Source organism: Paenibacillus sp. Soil766 (assembly GCF_001428105.1).
In the GTDB taxonomy this organism is placed as follows: domain Bacteria; phylum Bacillota; class Bacilli; order Paenibacillales; family NBRC-103111; genus Paenibacillus_E.
The window spans coordinates 149,087-174,090 of record NZ_LMSJ01000034.1; the positions used below are offsets into that span (position 1 = coordinate 149,087).

The following is a 25,004-nucleotide window of genomic DNA, read 5'->3' on the forward strand; positions in this document are numbered from 1 at the left end:
CTGTGCTAGTAACAACTTCGTATAACCCGTCCGCTGATTTGGTGGCAGAAGCCGCACGCTTATCAGCTTTATATGGGGGCCGAATTGTGCCCCGGAAGAAGTATTCTTTGGAACTTCTTAGGAGAAATTATAAGGATAGTTCTGTTCTGCTTGTGACAAGAGAAGAGATCAGGTACTATGAAGAAGATCACCCTGCAACTTTTTTCCATCCAAGCATGTCACTTGTTCGTGTCAAACGGATGCAGAGGGGAGAGTCTGATTTGCTCATTGAGGCATCAGGAGCTGTTTCTGGCGACCGCATTGTGGATTGTACAGCGGGGCTTGCGTCGGATGCCATCGTCTTCTCTTATGTGGTTGGTATGGAAGGTCATGTCACAGCGCTTGAAAGTGAAAGGATCCCAGCCATGCTGATTCAAGAAGGCTTGGTCCAATATCAATCGGAAATACCGGAATTGAATGCTGCAATGAGACGCATTGAGGTAAGGCATACGCATCACCTGACTTTTTTGCAACAGTTAGACTCGCAGAGTGTGGATGTGGTCTATTTTGATCCCATGTTTCGCAGTCCGATCGAGGAATCGCATGCGATATCCCCACTTCGGCATCGTGCGAACGATGAAGCCGTCAGCTTGGCTTCGATCGCTGAAGCAAGACGCGTTGCACGCAAAAGTATTGTGCTTAAAGAAAACCGAGACAGCGCTGAGTTTGCTCGGCTCGGGTTCGAGCATGTGTTACGTTCAACTACGAAAACAACGTATGGAGTGATTCGATTGTGTTAGCCCCATCAGCCAAGCCGAAATTACTCGTGCTACTTGGTCCCACCGCTGTTGGTAAGACCAAGCTCAGCTTGGAAATTGCACAGCGCTTCAATTGTGAAATTATTTCCGGTGATTCAATGCAGGTGTATCGTGGCATGGACATCGGAACCGCCAAAGCGAGCGAAGCGGAGCAGCAGATCGTCCCGCATCATCTGATTGACATTCATGATCCATCGTATTCGTTTTCTGCAGCAGAGTTTCAAGAGCGAGTAAAAGGATTAATTCAAGACATCCACTCGCGTGGCAAGCTGCCTTTTATTGTAGGTGGCACAGGATTATATATCGAATCGGTCTGCTATGATTATCAATTTACAGATGTCAGTATGGACGAGGAATTCAGGAAATTACAGGAAGAATTCGCAAATACGCATGGGGAAGACGCCCTACATGCCAGATTGCGGGAAATTGATCCTGAGAGTGCGGGCCGTCTGCATGCCAATGACCGCAGGCGCGTAATTCGAGCACTTGAGATTTTCCATATATCTGGAGAAACCATGACGGCTCATTTGGCCTCCCAGAAAAAAGAATCTCCTTACGAACTATGTATCATTGGGCTATCAATGGACCGAGCGCTGCTCTATCAACGGATCGAAGAACGCATCGATGCGATGATTCAAGAAGGGTTGGTTGAAGAGGTACAGGAGCTTCTAGCCGCTGGCACTCCGAAGTCGGCCATTTCGATGCAAGCTCTTGGGTATAAGGAGATCGTTAGCTATCTAGACCATGAGCTCAGCTTCGAGGACGCCGTAATCCTGCTGAAGCGGGATACACGTCGATTTGCAAAGCGTCAATTGTCTTGGTTTCGGCATATGAAGGACATTGATTGGGTTGATGTAACAGATACAGCAAATTTTTCTGCCCATTTCGAAATGATTAGTGATATACTAGCAGGAAAGTTTGTACATAAAATAGAATATAATTAACAAATATCACCATTAGAAAATAGCGCCGCTTGGGCGAAAGTTTCATTCCATTAAGGGGGACATACTGATGAACCGATCCATTAATATTCAGGACAATTTTCTAAATCAGCTGCGTAAAGAAAGCATTCCCGTTACCGTTTATTTAACAAATGGCTTTCAAATTAGAGGACTTATTCGTGCATTTGACAATTTCACCATCATTATTGACAGTGAAGGCCGTCAACAAATGGTGTACAAGCATGCGATCTCTACCTTCACACCACAGCGTGCTGTTTCATTAATGGCGGCTGCAGAAGCTACGGAATAATCCCTATATCGCTTCAATTTGCAACTTTTTAATGGACTGAAACGTCTAACCGAATAGAAACTTTTGGGAGCAACCTTGTATAAAGGTTGTTCTTTTATTGAAATTTAGGAGATTTTTCATTGGACTTGATAAGTCGACTAAATTTCGGATAAACGTACTCGACCTCTAAGGTCGGTTTGTTCGTTTATTTCAGTTCCATCTTCTATCTAGAGAAACGAAACGTAAGGGAGTTGGTGAATATGGATAAAAAACCTACGAGACATCCATCCACGCCGCAAACTAAATCAAGGGAGTCCAAACAAAGCCAGAACAAAGGTCCCAAGAAGAAAAAATTTCATGCACGTAATCTCATTATGGGTTCCATCATTGCTGCAATTGTCGCTGTAATTTGCGCAACGGGAATTTATATTGTCGTCATCATGAGCGGTTTCAAAATCTTGGATGCCAATATTGATAAAATTGTTAGCACAACCGAGTCGACCCTTATTTATGCGCAAGAAGAAGGTAAAGATAAGGATGGGAAAGATAAACCTGCAACAGAGATTTCGAAAGTATATCGCGGTGAAAATCGGGAAAGTGTCAACATCAAAGACGTTCCGGAACGGCTGCAACAAGCATTTATCGCAACGGAAGATCGACGGTTTAATGAACACTCAGGTGTTGATTTAAGGGCGATTGGACGTGCGCTTGTTACAGATATCATTCATATGGCCGCAGTTGAAGGTGGAAGCACGATCACGCAACAGCTAGCCAAGAACGTATTCCTAAGCTCAGAGAAAACGGCTTTCAGGAAAGGTACGGAAATGTCGATCGCGTTTGCGCTTGATGAGCGGTTTACGAAGGATGAAATTCTAGAGAAATATTTGAATCGCATTTTCTTCGGAAGTAACGCTTACGGCATTAAAGCGGCAGCTAAGGTTTATTTTAACAAGTCGAATTTGAACGAACTGGAAGTGTGGGAAATGGCGACACTTGCCGCGTTACCTAAAGCACCTTCCCGCTACTCGCCGTTAACTCATCCAGATTTATCAAAAGAACGTCGAGCAGTAGTTCTGAGGCTGATGACGGATCAAGGTTATATTACAGAGGCAGAGCGTGCCAAAGCCGCTGCTGTCGATTATGTGCCGCCTGTATCTACGACCACAGGAGGGACGAAAGAATATGCTTCGTTCGTGGACTATGTCGTGAATGAAGCGGAAGACATGTACGGCATCGAAGAAGATGAGCTCCTGACCAAAGGTTACCGTATTTACACGACCATGAATATCACAGCTCAGAAAACCATTGAGCAAACTTATGCGAATCCGAGTTTTTTCCAGAAGGATGCTACAGATGGACAGAAAATTCAGAGCTCCATGGTTATTTTGGATAATAAAACTGGCGGTATTATGGGATTAATTGGTGGCCGGGATTATAAAACCAAAGGGTTTAGTCGTGTATATTCCAAACGACAACCAGGGTCCTCTTTTAAACCAATTGCCGTCTATGCGCCTGCTTTAGATAGTGGGAAATATACACCGTATTCCTTGCTAGATGACACACAGACGTCTTTCGGTTCCTATACACCGCAAAACTATGATCGTCAAACACATGGGCAAGTTTCGATGTTTGAAGCTGTTAAGAAATCCTACAATCTAGCGCCTGTCTGGTTATTAAATAAAATGAATGTTGATAAGGGGATTGCGTTTGCTAATAAGCTGGGTACCACCCTGAATCCTCAGAAGGATCAGAATCTAGCCATTGCGCTAGGCGGTCTTACGGATGGCGTATCGCCATTGCAAATGGCTAGAGCTTACACAGCTTTTGCTAACCAAGGGAATCAGAATAAAACGCATGCAATTTTACGAATAACCGATTCGCAAGATAAAGAAATTGCGGCATATAAGCCAGAGAAGAAGCAGGTTATGCAGCCGAGTACTGCCTACTATATGACACTGTTGCTGCAGGGTGTTGTGGAGACAGGTGGTACAGGTGTGAAAGCGAAGTTCAATCGTCCGGTTGCTGGGAAAACAGGATCAACAGGACTTGATATCAAAGGCATTGAACAGTACGATCGAGATGTATGGTTCGTTGGTTATACCCCTGAATGGACGGCGGCTGTCTGGGAAGGTTTCGATAAGGTCGATTCCAAACATTATGTGACGGTTGGAAGCGGCAGCACAGCTGCTATTTTCAAGGAAGTCATGTCCACAGCTCTAAAGGATAGGCCAGTTACTAACTTTGTTAAGCCAGCTAATGTAGACGATTTGAAAGAACCGCCTAGTGGTATTACAGATGTTAGAGCTACTTATGTACCAGAATCAAAACGTGTTAAGATTGAATGGACCTCTCTCGGAGAGAAAGTTAGTTACGAATTGTATCGTAAAGGCGCGACTGAGCCTGAAGCGAAAATGATTATTCAAACACCGAAAGTGTTAGTCGAGGACACGACAATCAATAGTGGCGAAACGTATCAATATTATGTAATACCAATGGCGAACGATTCGAATACACCAGGTGCGAAGTCGAATGTCGTTACCGTCGAAATTCCGAAGGATGATACGCTTCCGAATGGCGGAATTCCGTCACCTACTCCGTCAGGTTTGCCGTCACCATCGCCAGGCAACGGAGGGAATAATCCCAATCCATCCCCATCACCTAGTGGGAAGCCTGTCCCTTCTACATCACCAGGGGCTACGATTAAACCTGGCACAGGAACGGAAACCGGGCCAAGTCCAACTCCAACTCCAACTCCTAGCCCATCATTAAGCCCTAAGCCGAGTCCGACGCCGACTCCGTTACCGGTGGATAAGCCGAATGACGAGAAGCCGAAGAACGGCGCTTAGTAGAGCAAGTTGTGCGAGCATAATAAGGTCCTTAGAAGGGCCTTATAGCTCCAACAAGCAGATGCGGACAAGCTTATCGACAGAATAAAGTGTAAGAGGTGCCTACTCGCCATGATGGCAATTGTGCAGGCACATCGACACATCAGCAAACAAATTCAAACTGGAGGACTGTTCAATGAAATTAGCTACTACATCCATGAAGTCTAAAATGCTTCTCACCGCTTCCTTGCTTACATTAACCCTTATCGTATCCGCGTGCGGCAATAAACCGGCGGAAAGTACTGGCGGTACGGCAACACCTGCAGCATCGACAGCGGCATCAGCTCCCAAGCAATGGAGCAAAGCCCCAGATATGATCATTGATACGAATAAAACGTATCAAGCAGAAGTTACAACCTCGAAAGGGACGTTTACGATCGATTTGTACACCAAAGAAGCGCCCAAAACGGTGAACAACTTCGTCTTTTTATCCAAAGAAGGCTTCTATAACAATGTAACGTTTCACCGTATCATTAAAACTTTCATGATCCAAACAGGTGATCCGCAAGGGACAGGCAGAGGGGGGCCAGGTTATAAATTTGCTGATGAGCTGAAAACGACGCATACTTATGAACCAGGAACTGTTGCGATGGCAAACTCAGGAGCTAATACGAATGGCAGCCAATTTTTCATTTGTTCAGGTACAGATTGTGCGTCATTGAATAAGAAGCCCGATTACACTATTTTCGGAAAAGTAACAGCTGACGGAATGGCCACAATTGCGAAGATCGCTGAGACTCCCGTGGAAAGAGATCCGAATGGAGTGGATGCTTCGGCAAGTAAGCCAAAAGAAAAAGTAACGATTAACACCATTTCGATCAAAGAAAAATAAACTAACATCAAGAACGATTTCATAAAGGATAGGAGTGGATCTCATGAAACAACCGTGCCTATTGTTCCATGGATTTACAGGTGGACCTTATGAAGTTGAGCCGTTAGCTCGGCATTTACGAGAGCGTGGTCAGCTGTGTGAGGTGCCCATCCTACCCTGGAATGGAGAAAGCCGTCATCAGCTTCACGCTTCACGTTGGGAAGACTGGGTCCAAGCGGCCGAATGGCATGCGGCCAAAATGACAGAGACCTATGGCTCCTTTGATATGGTTGGTTTTTCAATGGGAGGTCTATTGGCAGCTTACTTGTCGGTTCGTTATCCCGTGCGAAGGCTCATACTATTAAACACAGCAGTCATTTATGTCAGCCCGGGTCGGCTTTTGAACGTCCTTCGTGAGGAATGGAAGTATCAACGGAAAATCAGTTTAATCAAAGGGAAATCAACGCCACTTGTGGCAACCTGGCAGTTCACGAGGCTTGTCCGACATCTGAAGCCGGAGCTCAGTCAAGTCAATAAGCCTACCCTTATTGCACAAGCGGAAAGAGATCAAGTGATTCATCCGCAGAGTGCGCGGTACATTTATAGCAAGCTCAGAGGGCAGCGAGAGCTGCACTGGCACGCCAAATCGGATCATTTAATCTGTTTGAGCGAGGATGCTCCAGCCTTATTTCGGCAGGTAAGTACATTTCTGGATAAGGAGTAGGAAGGATGACGGCAAAGCTTAGTATGAACAAAAAACAACGCGCCATCGCACCTGCGCCAACGAAGAAGAAAGCTAGCGCTTCGAAAGGAAAACCACCATCTAAGTTATATCGCCTATTTGTAAGGACGTTTCAATTCATTTTGATTTCCTTTGCTTTGCTGGTGAGTTGGGTTGTGTTTATCCAGTGGAAGGTACAGTTAGGCCCAAGTCAGTCGAGCTTGCCTAAGCAAGTTGATGTAGGAATTGTATTGGGAGCTTCGCTTCGGAATGATATCCCTAGTCCCGGGCTGCAAGAACGTCTGGACTTAGCTGTGGAGTTGTACAAGCAGGGGCGTTTCAAGCAACTTATTGTAACAGGTGGTTTGGATCATAATGGGTCTAAGCTGACAGAAGCTGAAGGCATGAGGGACTATTTGGTGAAGCAGGGATTGCCGAAGTCAAGTATACATATCGAGCCTAAGGCAACAAGTACGTATGAAAATTTACTGTTCAGCAAGCAAATTATGGACGAGAAATCACTTGTTAGCTCAATTATCATCACGCATAAGTTTCATAGCTCGCGTTCACATGATATTGCAGAAACGATTGGTTTCAAAGATCCGCTAGTCTCCGGGGCCAAGTCAGAGGTGCTTTTCATGCCTTATCATGATACGAGAGAAACACTAGCCTATACGAACTGGTATTTGACCAAACTGCAATTGAAGCTGGGGTTGAAATAATAGAAAGCATGACAGGGTAGCGGGGAATGCCGCTGCTTGTCATGCTTTTTCTTATCTAGCCATTTACGATGGCTCCGCCATTGATATGCAGAATTTGCCCTGCCATGTAAGAGGAGTCTTCACTGGCTAAGAACACATAGCTTGGTGCTAATTCACTAGGCTGTCCGGCACGTTTCATCGGGGTCGTAGAGCCGAAGACCTCAACTTCCTGAGCTGTGAATGTAGAAGGAATTAACGGTGTCCAGATGGGCCCAGGAGCAACACCGTTCACTCGAATGCCTTTGGCGTTCAACTGCAAGGAGAGCGAGCGAGTGAAGGTGACAATCGCACCTTTCGTTGATGAATAATCAATTAATTGTTCGTGACCATGGTAAGCTGTGATCGAAGCGGTATTTATTATCGCACTACCTGACTTCAGATGAGGAAGAGCGGCTTGCGTCATGTAAAAGTAGGAGAAAATATTCGTTCGGAATGTTCGTTCAAGCTGCGCTGACGTAATATCCGTTATACTTTTCTGTGGATGCTGCTCAGCAGCATTGTTAACAAGAATGTCAAGCTTGCCGAATTCTTGAATGACTTGTGCAACAACCTGCTTACAGAAGTTCTCATCTCCTATGTCGCCTGCGACATGCAAGCATTTGCGGCCCGCTTGTTCCACATGTCGATGTGTTTCTTCTGCGTCCTTATGCTCATTCAGGTAGACAATAATGACATCGGCCCCTTCTTTGGCGTAAGCTACTGCAATTGCGCGTCCTATGCCGCTGTCACCTCCAGTAATGATGGCAACTTTATCTTTCAGTTTACCAGCAGGTTTATAGTTCGCTTTCTCAAATTCGGGCAGTGGTTTCATTTCTGCTTCGATGCCTGGTTGATGGTTCTGATGCTGCGGTGGAAAAACTGGCTTTTCCTTTGTGGCCGTCATGTAATCGGCTCCTTTCATCCTAAGAAATTCTTAGTTAGGATGATACAAGATCCGCCAAATCATACTTCACTCGGTAATGATAGCCATATTTCATTTGATACCCTAGCTTCTCGTATAACGTAACCGCTGGCACATTGTTTGCGATCACTTGCAAATATTGCTGAGTCGCACCTTGTGTCATGCACCATGTAGTCATGGCATGAATAATTGCATAGCCGTAGCCCTTGCCGCGGTGTTCTTCGTGTACGATCACATTGACGAAACCTGCCCATTCTCCTTCTACGATCGCTGTGCCAAGTGCGACAATCTGACCTTGATCTTTCAGTGTAATGAAGGCTTTCGGTGCCGGCATTCGATCGCTTAAACCTTGATAAAAGCCTCTTCGTTCCTCTGGGTACTGTTCTAATAAAAGAAAGGCATCCAGCCACTCTTTCGTTATGGATTGTGTAATTTCTAATTCAAGATCCAGCGCTGAAGGGTATTGTTGCATGCGTTTTTCCGCTTGAGTGGCGACTTGTTGGCAATCAGCCGTCATCATATAACAGGGAGTATCTAATTCGTAGCCTTGGTCTTGCAATAAGCTGTCCAATTGGTCGGGAGAGGCCGTACTAATATGAAAAATAGCAGGTAACCCATGACTATGGTAAAATTGTTCCACAAGCGATAGCCAATTGTCATCATGTGGGTAAGAACCAATAGCAAACACACTGTTTGCTCGTTTAGTTATCCCGTTTGATGCTCTAATGAGCCAATGATCAACCCAAGTGTTGCTTTCCGCAGGCCAAGTATTTGCAGCTATGCGATCAAGTAATTCGAAGGAATCACGTTCTGTTTGCATGAAAAGTGCCCCCATCCACCAAATGTATTACATAAATATACAATTAAATGTATAAAAATTCAATCGAAAAATACTTACGTACATGTTACCATTTTGTGTTAGGGGAGGAAGCCTACGATGGAACTGCGATTGCGAACGGCCACATGGGAGGATTATGATGCTGTGAATACGATCATTCGTGAAGGCCAGGAAGAACATACGGAAGCATTGCCAGACCGATTTGCCAAACTCGATCACGTTGTTGCGATGGGCTGGTATCGAAGCTTCTCGGATCGGGCCGATAAAGAGATTATAGTCGCGGAGCTTGGACTAGAAGTAGTTGGTGTCGCGATGTTAGAAATGAAGCAAAGTCCAAACTATGAAGCTCTTGTGCCTCGTAAGTATGCATATTTAAATGAACTTGCTGTAGCCTCTGCCCATCAACGTCAGGGAATTGGCAAGCGGCTTTACCGGGCTGCTGCTGAGTGGGCACAAGCGCGCGAAGCCGAATCACTCGAATTAAATGTGTGGGAATTCAATGAAGGTGCCTTGCTTTTTTATGCATCACTTGGCATGCTGACGTTAAATCGCACCCTTGCGACAAATTTTTTGAAATAGAGAGGGAATCCCTATGCTTTTTATAGATAATGAAGGAATCACGGATCCGAGAATCAATTTGGCCATTGAAGAATTTGCCTTGCGAAAGCTGCCGGCGGGAGAGAGTTATTTGCTTTTTTATGTGAATGAACCGTCGATCATCATTGGCAAGAACCAAAATACGCTGGAAGAAATTAATCCCGAATATGTGAAAGCGAATAACCTGCATGTTGTCCGTCGGTTGTCTGGTGGAGGTGCGGTGTATCATGATCTAGGGAACTTGAATTTCAGTTTTATCACCCAAGACGATGGGAATTCGTTTCATAATTTTCAGAAGTTTACGGCGCCAGTAGTTGAAGCGTTGCATGCACTTGAAATTCAAGCTGAACTAACAGGTCGCAATGATATTCAAGTCGGTGAACGCAAAATATCAGGCAATGCGCAATTTTCAACGAAGGGAAGAATGTTCAGTCATGGGACACTTCTGTTCGATTCGGAGATAGAGAATGTTGTTTCGGCACTACGCGTTGATCCCGATAAAATTCAATCCAAAGGTATTAAATCGATCCGAAGCAGGGTTGCGAATATAGTGGAGTTTCTGAAAGAATCGATGACTATGGCAGAATTTCGATCTACATTGCTTAGTTCTATTTTTGGAGTCAATGCTGAGAATGTTCCTACCTATAAGCTAACAGAGAAAGATTGGACTCAGATTCATCAGATTTCGGAAGAGCGGTATCAGAACTGGGATTGGAATTATGGGAAATCACCTAAAAGCACGGTTCAACATGCCAAAAGAATTGAGGGCGTCGGTAGAGTGGATATTCGCTTATCTATCGAAGAGGGCCATCTGCAGCATCTCAAAATATTTGGAGATTTCTTTGGTGCCCATGATGTTGCTGAGCTTGAAAATAAACTGGTTGGTACACGATTTGAGGAAGGTGCAGTTCGTGAACGCATAGCAGATGTAGATTTGAAACATTACTTCGGCGCTTTGGATAAGGAGACATTCGTAGCCTTGCTGATGTTGACTTAAACTTAAGTTGATCTAAATAAGCGATGACTATCGTAATCCAGGGCGGCTGCGGTCTAAAATGACGTTTACAAGCGTAGGATGGTGGATACGCACTAATAAACCATCATGTAAACGAGGTGATCTTCATGAGTGGTAGAAGCTTGCCATCCAGACAAATCAACATCGTTTTACGGCAGCCGGAATCTGGCAGTCAGCGGCGAATTGTTGAGGGATCAGGCGGGCAGTCAGGCGCTTCACCCCTTGCCGACGCCGAGCCGATGATCACTGGCAAAAGGACGCCAATGGAGGGGCCGTTATCGGATGTATTCAAAGAGCTGAATGGACTGATTGGCTTAGAAAATGTCAAAGAGCTGGTGCATGAAATTTATGCGCTGCTGCAGATTACGCAATTTCGAGTTGAAGCTGGACTTATGAGCAATGCTCATGTGTACCATATGATTTTCAAAGGCAGCCCTGGAACGGGGAAGACGACGGTAGCACGATTATTAGGCCGTATGTTTCATGCGATGGGCGTACTGAGTAAAGGGCATTTCATTGAAGTAGAGCGCGCAGACCTCGTAGGTGAATACATTGGGCATACCGCACTGAAAACGCGTGAACTCATGAAAAAAGCGATGGGCGGCGTCCTATTTATTGATGAGGCATATAGCTTGGCACGTGGCGGTGAGAAAGATTTTGGTAAGGAATCGATTGATGCGCTGGTCAAAGGCATGGAAGATAAGAAAAATGATTTCATCCTTATCTTAGCGGGTTATAGTGAGGAAATGGAGCAATTTCTAGCCACAAATCCTGGGCTTCCTTCGCGTTTTCCGATTCAAATTGATTTTGAGGACTATGCCATCGATCAATTGATCCAGATTACTGAGTTGATGGCGAAGGATCGGGAATATGTGTTACTGCCGCAAACACTAGCGAAGCTAAAGCAACACCTCGCTGAGGAGAAGGCAATGACCTGGCGTTCTTTCAGCAATGCGAGGTATGTTAGGAATATTTTGGAGAAAGCCATGCGGCATCAAGCGGTTCGTTTGTTAAGTCAATATGTGAACGCACCTTCCAAGCTTGAATTGATGTCGATTCGTCCGGAAGATGTGAAATTCAAATAAAAGTTCAAAAAGCTAATTAACTTATTTAAGTTAGTTGGCTTTTTTCGTATGGAAAGTTATTGACAGTTGTGAAGTTCTGAGTAAAATATACAGAGTAATTACTTTGTTGATAATGATTATCAGTATTGTTTGTGAATAAATGAATGACGGTTACATATTTACCACTCTAAAGGAGTTGTCATGCATGCGGAAAGTCATTTTGTCCAGTTGGATTGCACTATTCTTACTCCTGTCTGTGCCGTTGATTGCTAGTGCCAAGCCTCAGGATGATCTAGCCAAAGAAGATGCAGGTATCGTGAGTGCAATTCAAGCAGCAGAAAGCGGTAATATTGAGCAAGCAACGAAATTGTTTGAAGCTTTCCAAATCAATTGGCTTAGCTATGAAGATGGGATTAAAGAGCAATCCTTAGCGGCCTATCAGAAGATTGAAGGAGCTATGGGGGAAGCCTCACTGCAGACGATGAAGCAGCCGGTTGATGCTCTAAAGCTTGCAGCGAAGTTGAAGGATCTACATAAGTTGAATATGTATTTCGTAGAGGGCGATCTCTCAGCATTCGGTTCTTCGGCGAAAAGTGTCAATAAGGTTACCGTAGCGTCGCTAATTACACTGTTGGAGAAAGCGTCGGATCAGGTGAAGGGGAAGGATATAGAGGGAGCTTCCGAGAGCATTCAAACACTCCGGAATTCCTGGTTGCTTATTGAAGGTATCGTGTTGACACAATCGCAAGCCGTGTATACGTCCATGGAACGAGACATGGTAACAGCGTATGCACAGCTTTCTGCTACACCTCCTCAAGCTCAAGATGCAGCTGTGACAATCGCGCGGATGCATGCTGATTTAGTACCCTTAGCAACAAAGACAAGCTACACCATGCTTGATGCAACGACGATTATCCTTCGCGAAGGGCTCGAAGCTTTGCTAGTCGTTATAGCGTTACTTGGTTTTCTCAAAAAGGCAGGCCATGAAGATAAGAAAAAATGGATTTGGTTTGGCGTTTATGGTGGACTCATTGTCAGCTTAGCACTGGGCATCGTGGTGCAACAGTTATTTTCGGCGAGTGCCTTTGGAAATAACAATTTTTTAATTGCTGGCTGTACGGGGGTATTTGCGGCGCTCATGCTCCTATATATGAGCTATTGGCTGCATAGCAAGGCAAGCATTTCGAATTGGCAGTCTTATATTCGTAATCAAAGTGTCAAAGCGTTAGCAACTGGCAGTTTAGTTTCACTTAGCTTACTTGCTTTCCTAGCTGTGTTCCGTGAAGGAACAGAAACAGTCTTATTTATGATCGGAATGGCATCCTCGATTTCTTTGGCTTCACTGCTTGGCGGAATCGGGATTGGTGTAGGGGTGTTGCTCATCATAGCCTTTCTAATTCTAAAGATCGGACTTCGTATTCCGATGCGCCCATTTTTCTTGATTTCAAGTGTTTTTGTTTTCTACTTATGCTTTAAATTTGCGGGGATGGGCGTTCATGGACTTCAATTAGCCGGTTATTTGCCCGCAACAACAGCCGATTGGCTGCCAAGCTGGGATGCTGTTGCACTATATCCTACTTTAGAGAGCGCAATCCCACAGTTATGCTTATTGCTTCTGGCACTTATTGCAGTAGTCAGAGATCGTCTTAAAATCATTTCTAATAGAAATATGTCAATAATCAATAAATCCTAAATTAAAGAAAAGTGGAGGGTCTATCCCATGAAAAAAAGTCAACAACTTATTGTTTTAGCAGCAGTATCAACTCTTGTCCTTGCAGGTTGTGGTAAATCAGAGCCAACTGAGGTTGCTAAAGTGCCATTTAAAGAGGGTTCAACGACTTTAGTGACAAGTGTCGATAGTCTGAAGGGTCAATTAGAGGTTTCTAAAATTAAAGATGCGAAGAAACTTGCCGATCAGTTGGAGGATCAATGGGCCAGCTTCGAAGACGAAGTGAAACCCAAATTCCCGGAATTATATTTCAAAGTGGAAAAGTTTTTGACGCCTCTTGAAGCGGGCTTGAAAGAAGATAAGCTTGATTTCCCTACATTAACAGCTTTAAATACGAATTTAAAATCGGCGTTGACGGAGCTTACAACTTCTTTTGCAGAGAACAAAGGTGCAGTTAATAAAGACGTTATTGAAGCTTCTGCTGCGCTAAAAGATGCTGCCAAAGCTTACAACAAGTATGTGCAAGATCAAGGTAACCAACTGGTGACGTTACTTGATCAACTGAACACCGCTATCAAAAGTGGTGATATGAAAAAAGCAACAGAAGCATATGGACTAGCTCGTATGCCGTATGAGAGAATTGAGCCAATTATCGAGACGTTCAGTGAGTTGGACGGTGTCATGGATGCGCGCGTGGATGATTTTAAGAACGAGAAAGATCCTGATTTTACAGGGTATCACCGAATTGAATACTTATTATTTGTGAAGAAAAACATCAAGGATGCTGAGCCGTTTGCAGCGCGTCTGCTTGAAGATGGTAAGAAAATGCAACAAGCGATTGCAGCTACGACAATTGCTCCAACTGACTTTATCGCAGGTGTAGGGGAATTGATGGAAGAAGCTCAGTCCAGCAAAATTACAGGTGAAGAAGAGCGTTGGAGCGGTGCGACAGTGCCGGTTATCCGTGCAAACGTAGAAGGTGCCCAAGCGATTTATGATCTTGTAAAAGCGGAATTGAAGAAGAAAGATGCGGCACTGGATGAGAAAATTAGCAAAAGTTTAGCAACAGTTATTGAAACCATGAACACACTTTCGCCTGTTGGCCCAACATGGAATGATTTCAGTAAATTAGAGCAAGCCAAACAAGTTGATTTGAAAAATAAATTAGAAGCATTGGCTGAACCGCTTGTGAAAATGCCAGGGACGCTAAGCAAATAGAGGGATGAGGTTAAGCGGTATGTCGGACAAAATGAATCGTCGAGCCTTCTTAGGGATGACCGCTGCAGGTGCGGCGGGCGTTGTTTTGGGAGATTTGCTGGGGAAGGCGCAAGCCGCAATTCCAACGAATAAAGCTACTGCAACTACAAGTAATGAGACGCTCGATTTTTACGGGCACCATCAAACGGGAGTTGTCACACCTGCACAAAATTTTGCAAATGTGGCAGCTTTCGATGTCACAACTAGCGATGTGAAAGAGCTGCAAGCATTATTGAAAATGTGGACGGAGATGGCTGCCGTTTTAATGGCAGGTAAACCGTTGGCAGTTGAACCGCAGGATGCGGCTTTTCCACCTACGGATACCGGTGAGCAGTTTGGCCTGGATACAGGTAAATTAACTCTTACATTTGCCGTAGGCGCCTCTCTATTTGAAAAGGAGGGCCTTGATCGGTTCGGTCTTCTTTCCCGTAAACCGGCAGGATTGACTGAGATGCCAATCTTTCATAAAGATTCCTTACAGGATCAATTAACGCACGGAGACATCATTGTACAAGCATGCTCGGATGATCCGATAATATGTTTCCATGCGATTCGCAATTTATCTAAAGCGGCTAGAGGCGTTGCTCACTTGCGTTGGCAGCAAACAGGCCAGCTCGGTGTTAAAGCACAAGGGACGAAACGGAATTTATTTGGCTTTAAGGATGGTACAGCTAATCCTGCCTTACAAGATGAGACTTTTATGAAAAATAATGTTTGGATTGATACTGGCGATAATAGTAGCGCACCTTGGTTAGCTGGCGGTACTTATATGGTGGTTCGCCGCATTCAAATGCGAATCGAAACATGGGATCAACAAACGTACTCCGATCAAGAAGAGATTATTGGCCGTCAGAAGGTTTCCGGGGCACCTATGGATGGCAATGTTGAATTCGATACACCGCAGTTTGCCTCAGACGCCGAAGGCAAGGTAACGCCATTAGACTCGCACATACGTTTATCTAACCCGCGTACAGGAGAGAATTCGGAGCGTGAACGGATCTTGCGACGTGGATATAACTTTATGGAAAATCTAGACAGTGTAGGTCGAATCAATGCAGGGTTGTTGTTTGTGTGCTTCAATAGAAATATCCAAACTCAGTTTGAATCGATCCAGAAACGTTTAACGAATCCGAAAATGCCGGATCAAATGCTAGCATATACGGACACGACAGGCGGCGGCTATTTTGCTGTATTGCCAGGGGTTCCTTCGAAAGGCGCTTATTTGGGGCAGACATTGTTTGAGTAAATAAGGAAGTAGGAGCAGGGTTGTTCCGCGAGTAGCGTGATCTACTTGTGTGACTGCCCTGTTTTTTGTTGGCAAGACGGTTATAATCGAATTTTCCTGTGCCTCAAATTGACTTTCCTAATCATTTCCTCCACAATGATGAAGGAATAGGCCAATTTGGCCGTATTTCAGTCATTTTAAGCATTTTCGGGAAGTAAAGGAGACGACTATGAAAACAACTTCACATATGGTAGAAAAAGAAATCGATGACAGAGCGGTGCTCGTCAGTTTGGTTACACAGAAGCAGAAGAAAAATGAGCTGTTGGCTGAACAATCGTTACAAGAACTTGTGCAGCTAGCAGAAACTGCTGGCGTACAGGTGTTAGAAACGATGACCCAGAACAAAGAAGCTAAAGATACCAAATGGTTTATTGGTAAAGGGAAAGTCGAAGAATTAAAGCTGATGTTAGAAGAGCTTGGTGGGAATACAGCCATTTTCGATCAGGAGCTGTCGGGGGCACAGGTTCGTAATTTGGAAGCAGCGCTCGATGTGAAAATTATTGATCGTACGCAGCTCATTCTGGATATTTTTGCTCAACGTGCCAAAACACGTGAAGGGATTATTCAGGTTGAATTAGCGCAACTAAGCTATCTCCTGCCTAGACTGTCGGGACAAGGCAAAAACTTGTCGCGTTTAGGTGGCGGTATCGGAACCAGAGGACCAGGGGAATCGAAGCTTGAAACGGATCGTCGGCATATCCGCGGGCGAATTGACGAGTTGAAAGCGCAGCTGGAGGAAGTGGTTCGTCACCGCACGCTGCATCGGGAACGTCGTAAGAAAAGTGGTGTATTCCAAGTTGCACTAGTGGGGTATACCAATGCTGGAAAGTCTACGTTATTGAAACAATTAACACAAGCAGACGTCTATATTGAGAATCAACTGTTCGCAACACTAGATCCGACATCACGGACAATGGTATTGCCAAGTGGCAAGGAAATCGTTCTTACAGATACAGTAGGCTTTATTCAAAATCTACCCCATGATCTAGTCGCCTCATTCCGCGCTACCTTAGAAGAGGCCAATGAAGCAGATTTGATTTTGCATGTAGTTGATAGCGGTGCTGATATGCGCATTGAGCAAATGCGAGTTGTTGGTGAAGTATTAGAGCAGCTAGGCGCTCATCAGAAGGAACAGATAACGGTCTTCAATAAAATTGATCTTATCTCGCAAGAGGAATTAGAATTGCTGTCTGACCAAGGCGAGTTCATGAAGGTTAGTGCGTATAGGCCTGAAGATCTAGAACGACTTCGCAATACCATTGAGAATAAGCTAATGGGGGATAGCAAAGAGTTCCGTATTCCAGCCAATAAAGGGGATATTATCGCCCTCATGTATCGCATTGGTGAGGTACTGGAGACGGATGTGGATGGGGAAGACATGGTATTCAAGGTGAGAGTGAATAAGGATGATTATGTGAAACAAGCATATTTGTTGGTTGATTATGATCAATCAGCTGTGAAGTCAGAGTTGGAAGAGAACGAGGGAGAGAGCAACTAAGATGCATTTCGGGGAAAAAGTAATGGACAGAATGGAAAGGGCGGAGCAGCGGGTAGAGAGCGCTTTTCGCCAGATCGAGAAAACCATCGACCTCAATCAATGGAAGGTGATTCGCGCCTTTCAGGAACATAAAGTAAGTGATTATCATTTTGCTTCTTCAACGGGGTATGGCTACAATGATCGAGGACGAGAAGTGCTTGACCTTGTTTATGCAGATGCGATGGGAGCAGAAGCAGCGCTAGTTCGCCCACACTTTGTATCGGGGACTCACACCATCGGTACGGCTTTGTTTGGGGTGCTGCGTCCTGGTGAACATCTACTTTACATCACAGGTAAGCCCTATGATACGTTGCACAAGGTCATTGGTAAGCCTGGCGACGGCACAGGCTCTCTGCAAGACTTCGGCATCGGCTACAGCGAGGTCGAGCTGCTTGAAGATGGGTCGCCAGATTGGGCGGCGATTACATCAGCCATACAGCCGAACACGAAGGTGATCGGCATCCAGCGTTCGCGCGGCTATTCGTGGCGGCCGTCGTTCACGACCCAGCAAATCGGTGAAATGGTCCGATTCGTGAAAGAGATCAACCCAGAGCTCATTGTCTTCGTGGACAATTGCTATGGTGAATTCACAGAGCCGCAGGAGCCGACGCAGGTTGGCGTCGATCTGATGGCCGGCTCGCTGATCAAGAATCCCGGCGGCGGCATCGCCCCTTCGGGCGGCTATATCGCCGGGCGACGCGACCTCGTGGAGCTCGCCGCTTACAGATTGACCGCCCCCGGCATTGGGGGCGAGGTCGGAGCCATGCTCGGTGCGACGCGAGCGATGTTTCAAGGGCTATTCCTTGCCCCGCATTTGGTGGGGCAAGCAGTCAAGGGCTCGGTCTTCGCGGCAGCGATATTCGAAGACCTCGGTTTCGTCAGCTCTCCGCGCTGGGATGCACAGCGAACGGACTTAATTCAAGCAATCCGCTTCACCTCGGCGGAGCATTTGATTACGTTCGTGCAAGGCATTCAGAAGGCGTCTGCTGTCGATTCGCATGTCGTACCTGAGCCTTGGGATATGCCTGGCTATGAGCATCCTGTTATCATGGCAGCAGGGACGTTCATTCAAGGCGGCAGCTTAGAGCTGTCTGCCGATGCACCAATTCGTGAGCCCTATATCGCTTATATGCAAGGCGGCTTGACCTACTCACATTGCAAGTTAGGTGTACTAACTGCGATCCAACATATGGAAGACAAGGGATTGTTATGAAAATTTAAACTGTGAACAAACCTGACACTCCTTGACACGTTTTTGTTAGAAAGGTACAATGAGAATGAGGTACTTACTGACCAGGAGTGATTAGCATGAGTGATGAAATACGTAGGAATATGGCGTTATTCCCCATAGGGATCGTCATGAAGCTGACAGATTTAACAGCACGACAAATTCGTTACTATGAGCAACATGAATTAATCATCCCAGCTCGAACCGCTGGTAATCAAAGGCTCTATTCGTTTAATGACGTAGAACGTCTTCTTGAGATTAAAGATTTGATTGAAAAAGGTGTGAACATTGCGGGTATCAAGCAAGTTCTTATCCCTGTGGATAAGGACTCCGATGATGCAACGATTCTAAACGAGCACACCGAAGTGAAACGGAAAGAATTAACCGACTCCCAATTGCACAAAATGCTGAAGCAACAATTGATTGGCGGAGGCAAACGCCCGGATCAGGTTTCCTTGATTCAAGGACAGTTGTCCCGATTTTACAAGTAAAATCGGTTGTTTTAATCGCTTAACATTTGAGAGGAGAATGCACACGTGAGCTACAACAATAACTATTCCAAAGATGATATTCTTCGCATTGCCAAAGCTGAAAACGTTCGCTTTATCCGTTTGCAATTCACAGACTTGATGGGAAGTATTAAGAACGTTGAAATTCCTTTAAGCCAACTTGAGAAAGCGCTTGATAATAAAATGATGTTCGATGGATCTTCCATCGAAGGGTATGTGCGTATTGAAGAATCGGATATGTATTTATATCCCGATTTAGATACATGGGTTATTTTCCCATGGGTTACTGAAAGCAAAGTCGCTCGATTGATCTGCGATATCTATATGCCAGACGGTACGCCATTCCCTGGAGATCCACGTGCCATTTTGAAAAATGCGTTGAAACAAGCAGAAGAAATGGGTTACACAGCTATGAACGTTGGACCTGAGCCAGAATTCTTCTTGTTCAAAACAGATGACAAAGGCAACCCAACAACGGAATTGAATGACCAAGGTGGTTATTTCGATTTGGCACCAATGGATCTTGGGGAAAACTGTCGTCGTGATATCGTGTTAACACTGGAAGAAATGGGCTTCGAAATTGAAGCTTCCCACCATGAAGTAGCGCCAGGTCAGCACGAAATCGACTTTAAATATGCGGATGCGATTAAAGCAGCTGACCAAATTCAAACCTTTAAACTCGTTGTTAAAACAGTAGCTAGACAGCATGGTTTGCACGCAACATTTATGCCGAAACCTTTGTTCGGAATGAATGGTTCTGGTATGCACTGTCACCAATCCCTGTTCAAGGGTGAGACGAATGCCTTCTACGATGAGAGCGACAAATTAGGCTTGAGTACGGTTGCAAGACAATATATGGCTGGTGTACTTCGTCATGCGCGTTCTTTTGCTGCAATTACGAATCCAACTGTTAACTCATACAAACGTCTAGTTCCTGGTTACGAAGCCCCTTGCTATGTGGCTTGGTCTGCTAGTAACCGTAGCCCGATGATTCGGATTCCAGCTTCCCGCGGTCTAAGTACACGTGTTGAAGTTCGTAACCCGGATCCAGCTGCAAATCCTTACCTCGCACTTGCTGTCATGCTGGCAGCTGGTTTGGATGGCATTAAGAACAAAATGCAGCTTCCTCCGCCAACAGATCGCAACATTTATGTGATGACGGAAGAAGAGCGTGAAGCGGAAGGCATTCCTAGCTTGCCTCTAAACTTGAAACAAGCATTAGACGAGTTGCTTCGTGATGATGTCGTTTGCGACACACTTGGTGAGCATGCTCTAGCGCATTTCTATGAGTTGAAAGAAATTGAGTGGGACATGTATAGAACGCAAGTTCACCAATGGGAAAGAGATCAATATCTATCCCTATACTAAAATGGTCGAAACCCTCGACGCTCTAAGCGTTGAGGGTTTTCTTTGTTTGTTAAATGAGGCTTAGATTACTTCGTTGCCAACCTCTAATTGGGTATTGTATGATAAGAAAAGAAGGACAACTAGATACTTAACGCCCGTCAGTCTCGCATAGAATGAACTGATGGGCTTTTTAACGCGAAGGAGACTAATTGAACTATGGATAATTTCAATCGAAATTTAGAGAAGTATGCAGAGCTAGTGATTCGAATCGGGGTTAACTTGTATAGAGGTCAAGATCTGTTGGTGGAAGCTCCCATTGAAACATTGGATTTAACGAGATTAATCGTTCAGAAAGCGTATGAGGCTGGTGCTAATTTTGTCCATGTGCATTGGCAGGATGATGTGGTTACTCGAAATAAATTTGATTACGCATCCGAAGATTCAATGGATTACTATCCGGAGTGGTACACGACGATGCTCGAACGTTTTGTTGAAAACGGAGGAGCCTTATTAAACATTAAAGTACCGAATCCGAATCTATACGATGGTGTTGATGCCAGCTTAATTTCTCGGGCATCGAAAGCCGCTTCAACAGCAAGAGCCAAATATCAGCATTATGTACGAACAGGTGAGTTCAGCTGGTGTTTAATTAAAGCTCCTACAGAAGCTTGGGCTTCAATTGTGTATGCGGATCTGCCAGAGGAGCAGCGAATTCCTGCGATGTGGGATGCGATTTTCCAAATCAATCGTGTTTATGAAGAGAACCCTGTAGAAGCTTGGCAGTCTCATTTGGATGCGTTGAAGGCCACGCATAGCTTATTGAACGCAAGAAGCTATAAAGCTCTGCGTTATCGAGCAACTGGTACGGATTTACGTGTGGAGCTGCCGGAAGGACATATTTGGCTAGGTGGAGATAATGAGAACGCTCGCGGTATCCGCTATGTAGCAAATATGCCGACGGAAGAAGTATTCACCATACCCAACCGAACAGGTGTTAGTGGTAAGGTAGCGAGTACAATGCCTTTGAATATAAATGGTGCCTTAGTGGATCGGTTTACCTTTACGTTCGAAGCGGGCAAGGTTGTTGACTTCCAGGCGGAGGTTGGTTATGACCATTTGGCACGTTTACTGGATATGGATGAAGGGGCGCGTTATTTAGGTGAGGTTGCACTCGTACCGTTTGACTCTCCGATTTCTAATTTAAATCGTATTTTCTACAATACGGGAATTGATGAGAATGCTTCCTGTCATTTAGCGTTAGGAAGCTGCTATCCAATTAATTTGAAGGAGGGTACCAAGTTATCGAATGCAGAATTGAAGGCTCGGGGAGGGAATAGCTCCTTGATTCATGTGGACTTCATGATTGGTTCTGCGGAGCTTGAAATCGATGGAGAACTAGCTGATGGGTCAATTGAACCGATCTTTCGTGCGGGGAACTGGGTATTGACGTTTTAAATGAGTAAAAGCAAGGCTCTCAATTGTGAATTTACTTTGAGAGCCTTGCTTTTATTGTTATCTGCCGAACTTACATATCCCGGAACAAGCCAATGACACGTCCAAGAATCGTTACATTCTTCAATAGAATGGGTTGTAAAGCGGAGTTCTCTGGTTGAAGGCGAATATGATCCTTCTCCTTATAGAAACGCTTAACAGTAGCTTCATCATCTTCCGTCATCGCGACAACGATATCTCCGTTATTCGCTGTTTGTTGTTGTTTAACGATTACATAGTCGCCATTATGAATGCCAGCTTCAATCATACTGTCTCCCATAATGCTCAGCATGAACACGTTGTTGTCACCAACCATACTCGAAGGAAGTGGGAAGTAATCTTCGATATTCTCAGTGGCTGTAATAGGAACACCAGCCGTTACTTTACCAACAAGGGGAACACGAGCAACGGAGACAGCGAATTGAGATTCGGCACCATCAAGCCCTAGAATTTCAATTGCACGCGGTTTGGTAGGATCTCGACGAATCATGCCTTTTTTCTCAAGACGTTCCAAATGGCCATGTACGGTAGAACTGGAGGCTAGTCCAACAGCTTCGCCGATTTCTCTAACGGATGGTGGGTAACCCTTATCTTTCACTTCGTTCTTAATGAATTCCATGATTGCTTGTTGACGCTGCGAAATTTTACTCATAAGATATCACTCCAATACTGGGAATCATTACCCAAAGTATAACATAGAACCCGAGTTCGTACAAACATAAGTTCGAGAAATGGTTGACTCAAACATGTGTTCGTGTTATTCTAATAACAGAACAAATGTTTGGGGGATGATTTTATGTATATGGCTTATTCACAATCGAATGGAAGAACAACACTTCAAGGTACTGCTCATGCATCCAAAGGGATGACAATTAAACGGGGTTATGCGAAACTACTACTTCGTTTCTTAGTGATAGCAGTAATTCTTGGGACTGTGTTTTCGTTCGGTGCGATCGTACAAGCCTATGCAGGTGAGGGTACTGTTACCGTAACTACACCGATCAATTCCGCACAACCATCAGCGAAAGCTACCCAACACGAGAAGATTGTTATTCAAAGTGGTGATACGCTTTGGGGGATCGCAGAAGCTCACAAAAAGAAAGGTGAGAACTCACGTTCTTATATCGAGAGATTGAAAGCTTTTAATCACTTATCGAACAGTTCCTTGCAAGAAGGGCAAGTTCTATTACTACCTTAATGAGCTAATTAATAGTTCACGATATAGACGTTAGTTCGAGACATAGCCGTCTGTTGCTATGTCTCTTTGCGTCGTTTCCTTGACAATCCTAATCAGTGATGGCAAAGTAGTACTCATATTGAAATTTTGACTGGGAGGATTACAATGAGTGACAGCATGGATAAGACGATTGAGCGAATCAATGAATTAGCTCGAAAGGCGAAGACAGTTGGCTTAACGGATGCGGAGATCGATGAGCGAAATGAGCTAAGGAAAATCTATATTAATGCATTCAGGGGTAACCTGAAGGTCCAGCTAGATTCCATTAAGTTTACTGACGAAGAGAAATAAGACTACTACAATAGATACTACATTCAAAGGGGAAATGAATGATGACATTGAAAGCTGTGTTATTTGATTTGGATGATACTTTGTTATGGGATGATCGTAGTGTGGAGGAAGCTTTTGCTGCAACATGTGCAGAAGCAGCGAAGCACGTCAATGGATTGAATCCAGAGGAATTAGAAGCATCTGTTCGTAAAGAAGCAAGAAGTTTATATGAATCCTTCGAGACGTTCCCATTTACCAAAATGATTGGGATTAACCCGTTTGAAGGACTATGGGCTAATTTCACACAAGGTGAGGACGAAAACTTCCGCAAATTAGAGAAGCTAGCACCTGGCTATCGCACAGAATCATGGACTAGAGGGCTTGCAGGACTTGGAATTGAAGATCGTGAGTTAGGGTACAAGCTAGGTGAACTATTTGCAGCCGAACGCCGTAGTCGTCCCTATGTATATGAAGAAACCTTCCGTGTATTAGATGCGTTGAAAGGGAATTACAAGCTTCTTCTTTTAACAAATGGTTCACCTGATTTACAAAAAGAGAAATTAGCAGGGGTTCCTGAGATTGCTTCATACTTTGATCATATCGTGATTTCAGGTGAGTTTGGGCAAGGGAAGCCAGCAGCAGCCATCTTCCATTATGCTTTGGGTCTTCTTGAGATTAATGCGGAGGAAGGCATTATGATCGGGGACAAACTGACGACAGATATTCTAGGGTCAGGAAGCATTGGAATGCGCAATATTTGGATTAATCATCATGGGCTTCAAAGTGGTGATGAGATCGTACCTGCTTATGAAGTGGCGCGTCTTCAGGATATTTTACCGATCATCGATAACGGTTAATTTCGTGTAGAAATAAAGCCCAACAGCTACTTAAGACACAATGGTCTGAAGTGCTATTGGGCTTTATTATGTTGCATTTTATGCTTTGATGAAGTCAGGATCATCAATGTTGTAAGCAACCCAGCCATCTTTTTCGATAAAGAGGCGAACAGCGACGATTTCACGGTTATCCATCAAAGTGAAGAAATGGTTCGTGTTCTCTGGAACAGAAATCACATCCCCTGGCTCGAGTTCAACATCGAAATAGCCAAGTTCTTCGGATTTGATAATGAAAATCCCTTTTCCAGACACGATAGCGCGGATTTCATCTTCGGTGTGCGTGTGCACTTGTTCGAATTTCTTCAGAAGCTCTTCAATATTCGGAGTAACATCAGATAGAGAAATTACGTCCCAAATTTCATAACCGCGTCTAGCAGCTAGATCTTTAATTTCAGCTTCATACGTGGAGATGATTTGTGCTTTCTCTTCATCGCTAAGGATGAATTTCTCGCGAAGTGCTTCAGGAAGCTTGTTCGCATCCCAATGCTCGTATACGACTTCTTGACTATCTAAGAAGGCTTTAACTTCAGCTTCGCCTTCGATGCGTTCATTGGTATTTCGAATTCTAATTTGTGCCACTTGACATCCCTCTTTCATAAATAAATATAACCATATTATAGAGGATATCCAGCTAACTGTCGATGGATGGATATAAATT

The 25,004-nt window shown here is 44.6% G+C and carries 25 protein-coding genes; 21 read left to right on the forward strand and 4 right to left on the reverse strand.

Annotated features, from left to right (window positions below; all coding sequences use genetic code 11):
- Nucleotides 1-2: 2 nt before the first annotated feature.
- The 7 genes from ASG89_RS24165 to ASG89_RS24195 all read left to right on the forward strand — a co-directional run bounded on the left by ASG89_RS24165 (nucleotide 3) and on the right by ASG89_RS24195 (nucleotide 7,166).
- Nucleotides 3-779, forward strand: coding sequence for a class I SAM-dependent methyltransferase (locus ASG89_RS24165; RefSeq protein WP_057313579.1), 777 nt, complete (start codon nucleotides 3-5; stop codon nucleotides 777-779).
- Nucleotides 773-1,741, forward strand: coding sequence for a tRNA (adenosine(37)-N6)-dimethylallyltransferase MiaA (gene miaA / locus ASG89_RS24170; RefSeq protein WP_414813282.1), 969 nt, complete (start codon nucleotides 773-775; stop codon nucleotides 1,739-1,741). Before ASG89_RS24165 ends, miaA begins: the two co-directional genes overlap by 7 nt.
- Nucleotides 1,742-1,808: 67 nt before the next feature.
- The gene (hfq, locus tag ASG89_RS24175) at nucleotides 1,809-2,048 is read left to right on the forward strand and encodes an RNA chaperone Hfq (RefSeq protein WP_056620871.1); all 240 of its coding nucleotides are present in this window, start codon (nucleotides 1,809-1,811) and stop codon (nucleotides 2,046-2,048) included.
- Between the two features lie 239 nt (nucleotides 2,049-2,287).
- Nucleotides 2,288-4,873 carry a transglycosylase domain-containing protein gene (locus ASG89_RS24180; protein ID WP_057313581.1) on the forward strand — a complete coding sequence of 862 codons (2,586 nt, stop codon included), beginning with the start codon at nucleotides 2,288-2,290 and terminating at the stop codon, nucleotides 4,871-4,873.
- A 175-nt stretch (nucleotides 4,874-5,048) separates the two neighbouring features.
- A complete protein-coding gene (locus ASG89_RS24185; RefSeq protein WP_057313582.1) occupies nucleotides 5,049-5,744 on the forward strand; it encodes a peptidylprolyl isomerase in 696 nt (231 codons plus the stop codon).
- 43 nt (nucleotides 5,745-5,787) lie between these two features.
- Nucleotides 5,788-6,447: an alpha/beta hydrolase gene (locus ASG89_RS24190; RefSeq protein ID WP_057313583.1), complete on the forward strand. Its 660-nt coding sequence runs from the start codon at nucleotides 5,788-5,790 to the stop codon at nucleotides 6,445-6,447.
- Nucleotides 6,448-6,452: 5 nt separating this feature from the next.
- Nucleotides 6,453-7,166 carry a YdcF family protein gene (locus ASG89_RS24195; RefSeq protein WP_057313584.1) on the forward strand — a complete coding sequence of 238 codons (714 nt, stop codon included), beginning with the start codon at nucleotides 6,453-6,455 and terminating at the stop codon, nucleotides 7,164-7,166.
- 55 nt (nucleotides 7,167-7,221) lie between these two features.
- On the opposite strand, the gene ASG89_RS24200 is transcribed toward ASG89_RS24195, so the two are convergent.
- Both ASG89_RS24200 and ASG89_RS24205 read right to left on the reverse strand, forming a co-directional pair.
- Nucleotides 7,222-8,088 (reverse strand): SDR family oxidoreductase, encoded by an 867-nt coding sequence (locus tag ASG89_RS24200; RefSeq protein ID WP_057313585.1) that lies wholly within the window; start codon nucleotides 8,086-8,088, stop codon nucleotides 7,222-7,224.
- Between the two features lie 34 nt (nucleotides 8,089-8,122).
- Nucleotides 8,123-8,926, reverse strand: a complete 804-nt coding sequence (locus ASG89_RS24205) for a GNAT family N-acetyltransferase (RefSeq protein ID WP_057313586.1) — start codon at nucleotides 8,924-8,926, stop codon at nucleotides 8,123-8,125.
- Nucleotides 8,927-9,043: 117 nt separating this feature from the next.
- Between ASG89_RS24205 and ASG89_RS24210 the strand changes: the two genes are divergently transcribed.
- The 11 genes from ASG89_RS24210 (at nucleotide 9,044) to ASG89_RS24260 (ending at nucleotide 21,907) form a co-directional block, all read left to right on the forward strand.
- A complete protein-coding gene (locus ASG89_RS24210; protein ID WP_057313587.1) occupies nucleotides 9,044-9,523 on the forward strand; it encodes a GNAT family N-acetyltransferase in 480 nt (159 codons plus the stop codon).
- A 13-nt stretch (nucleotides 9,524-9,536) separates the two neighbouring features.
- Nucleotides 9,537-10,538 (forward strand): lipoate--protein ligase, encoded by a 1,002-nt coding sequence (locus tag ASG89_RS24215; protein WP_057313588.1) that lies wholly within the window; start codon nucleotides 9,537-9,539, stop codon nucleotides 10,536-10,538.
- Nucleotides 10,539-10,663: 125 nt separating this feature from the next.
- Nucleotides 10,664-11,641 carry an AAA family ATPase gene (locus ASG89_RS24220; RefSeq protein WP_057313589.1) on the forward strand — a complete coding sequence of 326 codons (978 nt, stop codon included), beginning with the start codon at nucleotides 10,664-10,666 and terminating at the stop codon, nucleotides 11,639-11,641.
- A gap of 184 nt (nucleotides 11,642-11,825) precedes the next feature.
- Complete coding sequence (locus tag ASG89_RS24225) at nucleotides 11,826-13,313, forward strand: FTR1 family iron permease (RefSeq protein WP_057313590.1); 1,488 nt, start codon at nucleotides 11,826-11,828, stop codon at nucleotides 13,311-13,313.
- A gap of 27 nt (nucleotides 13,314-13,340) precedes the next feature.
- The gene (locus ASG89_RS24230) at nucleotides 13,341-14,507 is read left to right on the forward strand and encodes an EfeM/EfeO family lipoprotein (protein WP_057313591.1); all 1,167 of its coding nucleotides are present in this window, start codon (nucleotides 13,341-13,343) and stop codon (nucleotides 14,505-14,507) included.
- Nucleotides 14,508-14,526: 19 nt separating this feature from the next.
- On the forward strand, nucleotides 14,527-15,792 hold the full coding sequence (efeB, locus tag ASG89_RS24235) for an iron uptake transporter deferrochelatase/peroxidase subunit (RefSeq protein WP_057313592.1): 1,266 nt from the start codon (nucleotides 14,527-14,529) through the stop codon (nucleotides 15,790-15,792).
- Between the two features lie 208 nt (nucleotides 15,793-16,000).
- A complete protein-coding gene (gene hflX, locus ASG89_RS24240) occupies nucleotides 16,001-17,329 on the forward strand; it encodes a GTPase HflX (RefSeq protein WP_057313593.1) in 1,329 nt (442 codons plus the stop codon).
- A 31-nt stretch (nucleotides 17,330-17,360) separates the two neighbouring features.
- Entirely contained in the window at nucleotides 17,361-18,581 is a 1,221-nt protein-coding gene (locus ASG89_RS24245) for an aminotransferase class I/II-fold pyridoxal phosphate-dependent enzyme (protein WP_414813284.1), read from the forward strand.
- A 95-nt stretch (nucleotides 18,582-18,676) separates the two neighbouring features.
- Nucleotides 18,677-19,087 (forward strand): MerR family transcriptional regulator, encoded by a 411-nt coding sequence (locus ASG89_RS24250; RefSeq protein ID WP_057313595.1) that lies wholly within the window; start codon nucleotides 18,677-18,679, stop codon nucleotides 19,085-19,087.
- Nucleotides 19,088-19,132: 45 nt separating this feature from the next.
- Nucleotides 19,133-20,473: a type I glutamate--ammonia ligase gene (gene glnA / locus ASG89_RS24255; RefSeq protein WP_057313596.1), complete on the forward strand. Its 1,341-nt coding sequence runs from the start codon at nucleotides 19,133-19,135 to the stop codon at nucleotides 20,471-20,473.
- A gap of 195 nt (nucleotides 20,474-20,668) precedes the next feature.
- Complete coding sequence (locus ASG89_RS24260) at nucleotides 20,669-21,907, forward strand: aminopeptidase (RefSeq protein ID WP_057313597.1); 1,239 nt, start codon at nucleotides 20,669-20,671, stop codon at nucleotides 21,905-21,907.
- A gap of 70 nt (nucleotides 21,908-21,977) precedes the next feature.
- Here the strand turns inward: ASG89_RS24260 and lexA are convergent, their stop codons facing one another.
- Nucleotides 21,978-22,595 carry a transcriptional repressor LexA gene (gene lexA / locus ASG89_RS24265; protein WP_056620907.1) on the reverse strand — a complete coding sequence of 206 codons (618 nt, stop codon included), beginning with the start codon at nucleotides 22,593-22,595 and terminating at the stop codon, nucleotides 21,978-21,980.
- Between the two features lie 144 nt (nucleotides 22,596-22,739).
- Here lexA and ASG89_RS24270 point away from each other — a divergent pair, with 144 nt between their 5' ends.
- The 3 genes from ASG89_RS24270 (at nucleotide 22,740) to ASG89_RS24280 (ending at nucleotide 24,307) form a co-directional block, all read left to right on the forward strand.
- A complete protein-coding gene (locus tag ASG89_RS24270) occupies nucleotides 22,740-23,141 on the forward strand; it encodes a LysM peptidoglycan-binding domain-containing protein (RefSeq protein WP_057313598.1) in 402 nt (133 codons plus the stop codon).
- 144 nt (nucleotides 23,142-23,285) lie between these two features.
- The gene (locus ASG89_RS24275) at nucleotides 23,286-23,471 is read left to right on the forward strand and encodes a DUF896 domain-containing protein (protein ID WP_056620911.1); all 186 of its coding nucleotides are present in this window, start codon (nucleotides 23,286-23,288) and stop codon (nucleotides 23,469-23,471) included.
- 41 nt (nucleotides 23,472-23,512) lie between these two features.
- Nucleotides 23,513-24,307 (forward strand): HAD family hydrolase, encoded by a 795-nt coding sequence (locus ASG89_RS24280; protein WP_057313599.1) that lies wholly within the window; start codon nucleotides 23,513-23,515, stop codon nucleotides 24,305-24,307.
- 78 nt (nucleotides 24,308-24,385) lie between these two features.
- Here ASG89_RS24280 and ASG89_RS24285 read toward each other — a convergent pair whose 3' ends face one another.
- Nucleotides 24,386-24,925 (reverse strand): 1,2-dihydroxy-3-keto-5-methylthiopentene dioxygenase, encoded by a 540-nt coding sequence (locus tag ASG89_RS24285; protein WP_057313600.1) that lies wholly within the window; start codon nucleotides 24,923-24,925, stop codon nucleotides 24,386-24,388.
- Nucleotides 24,926-25,004: the final 79 nt, after the last annotated feature.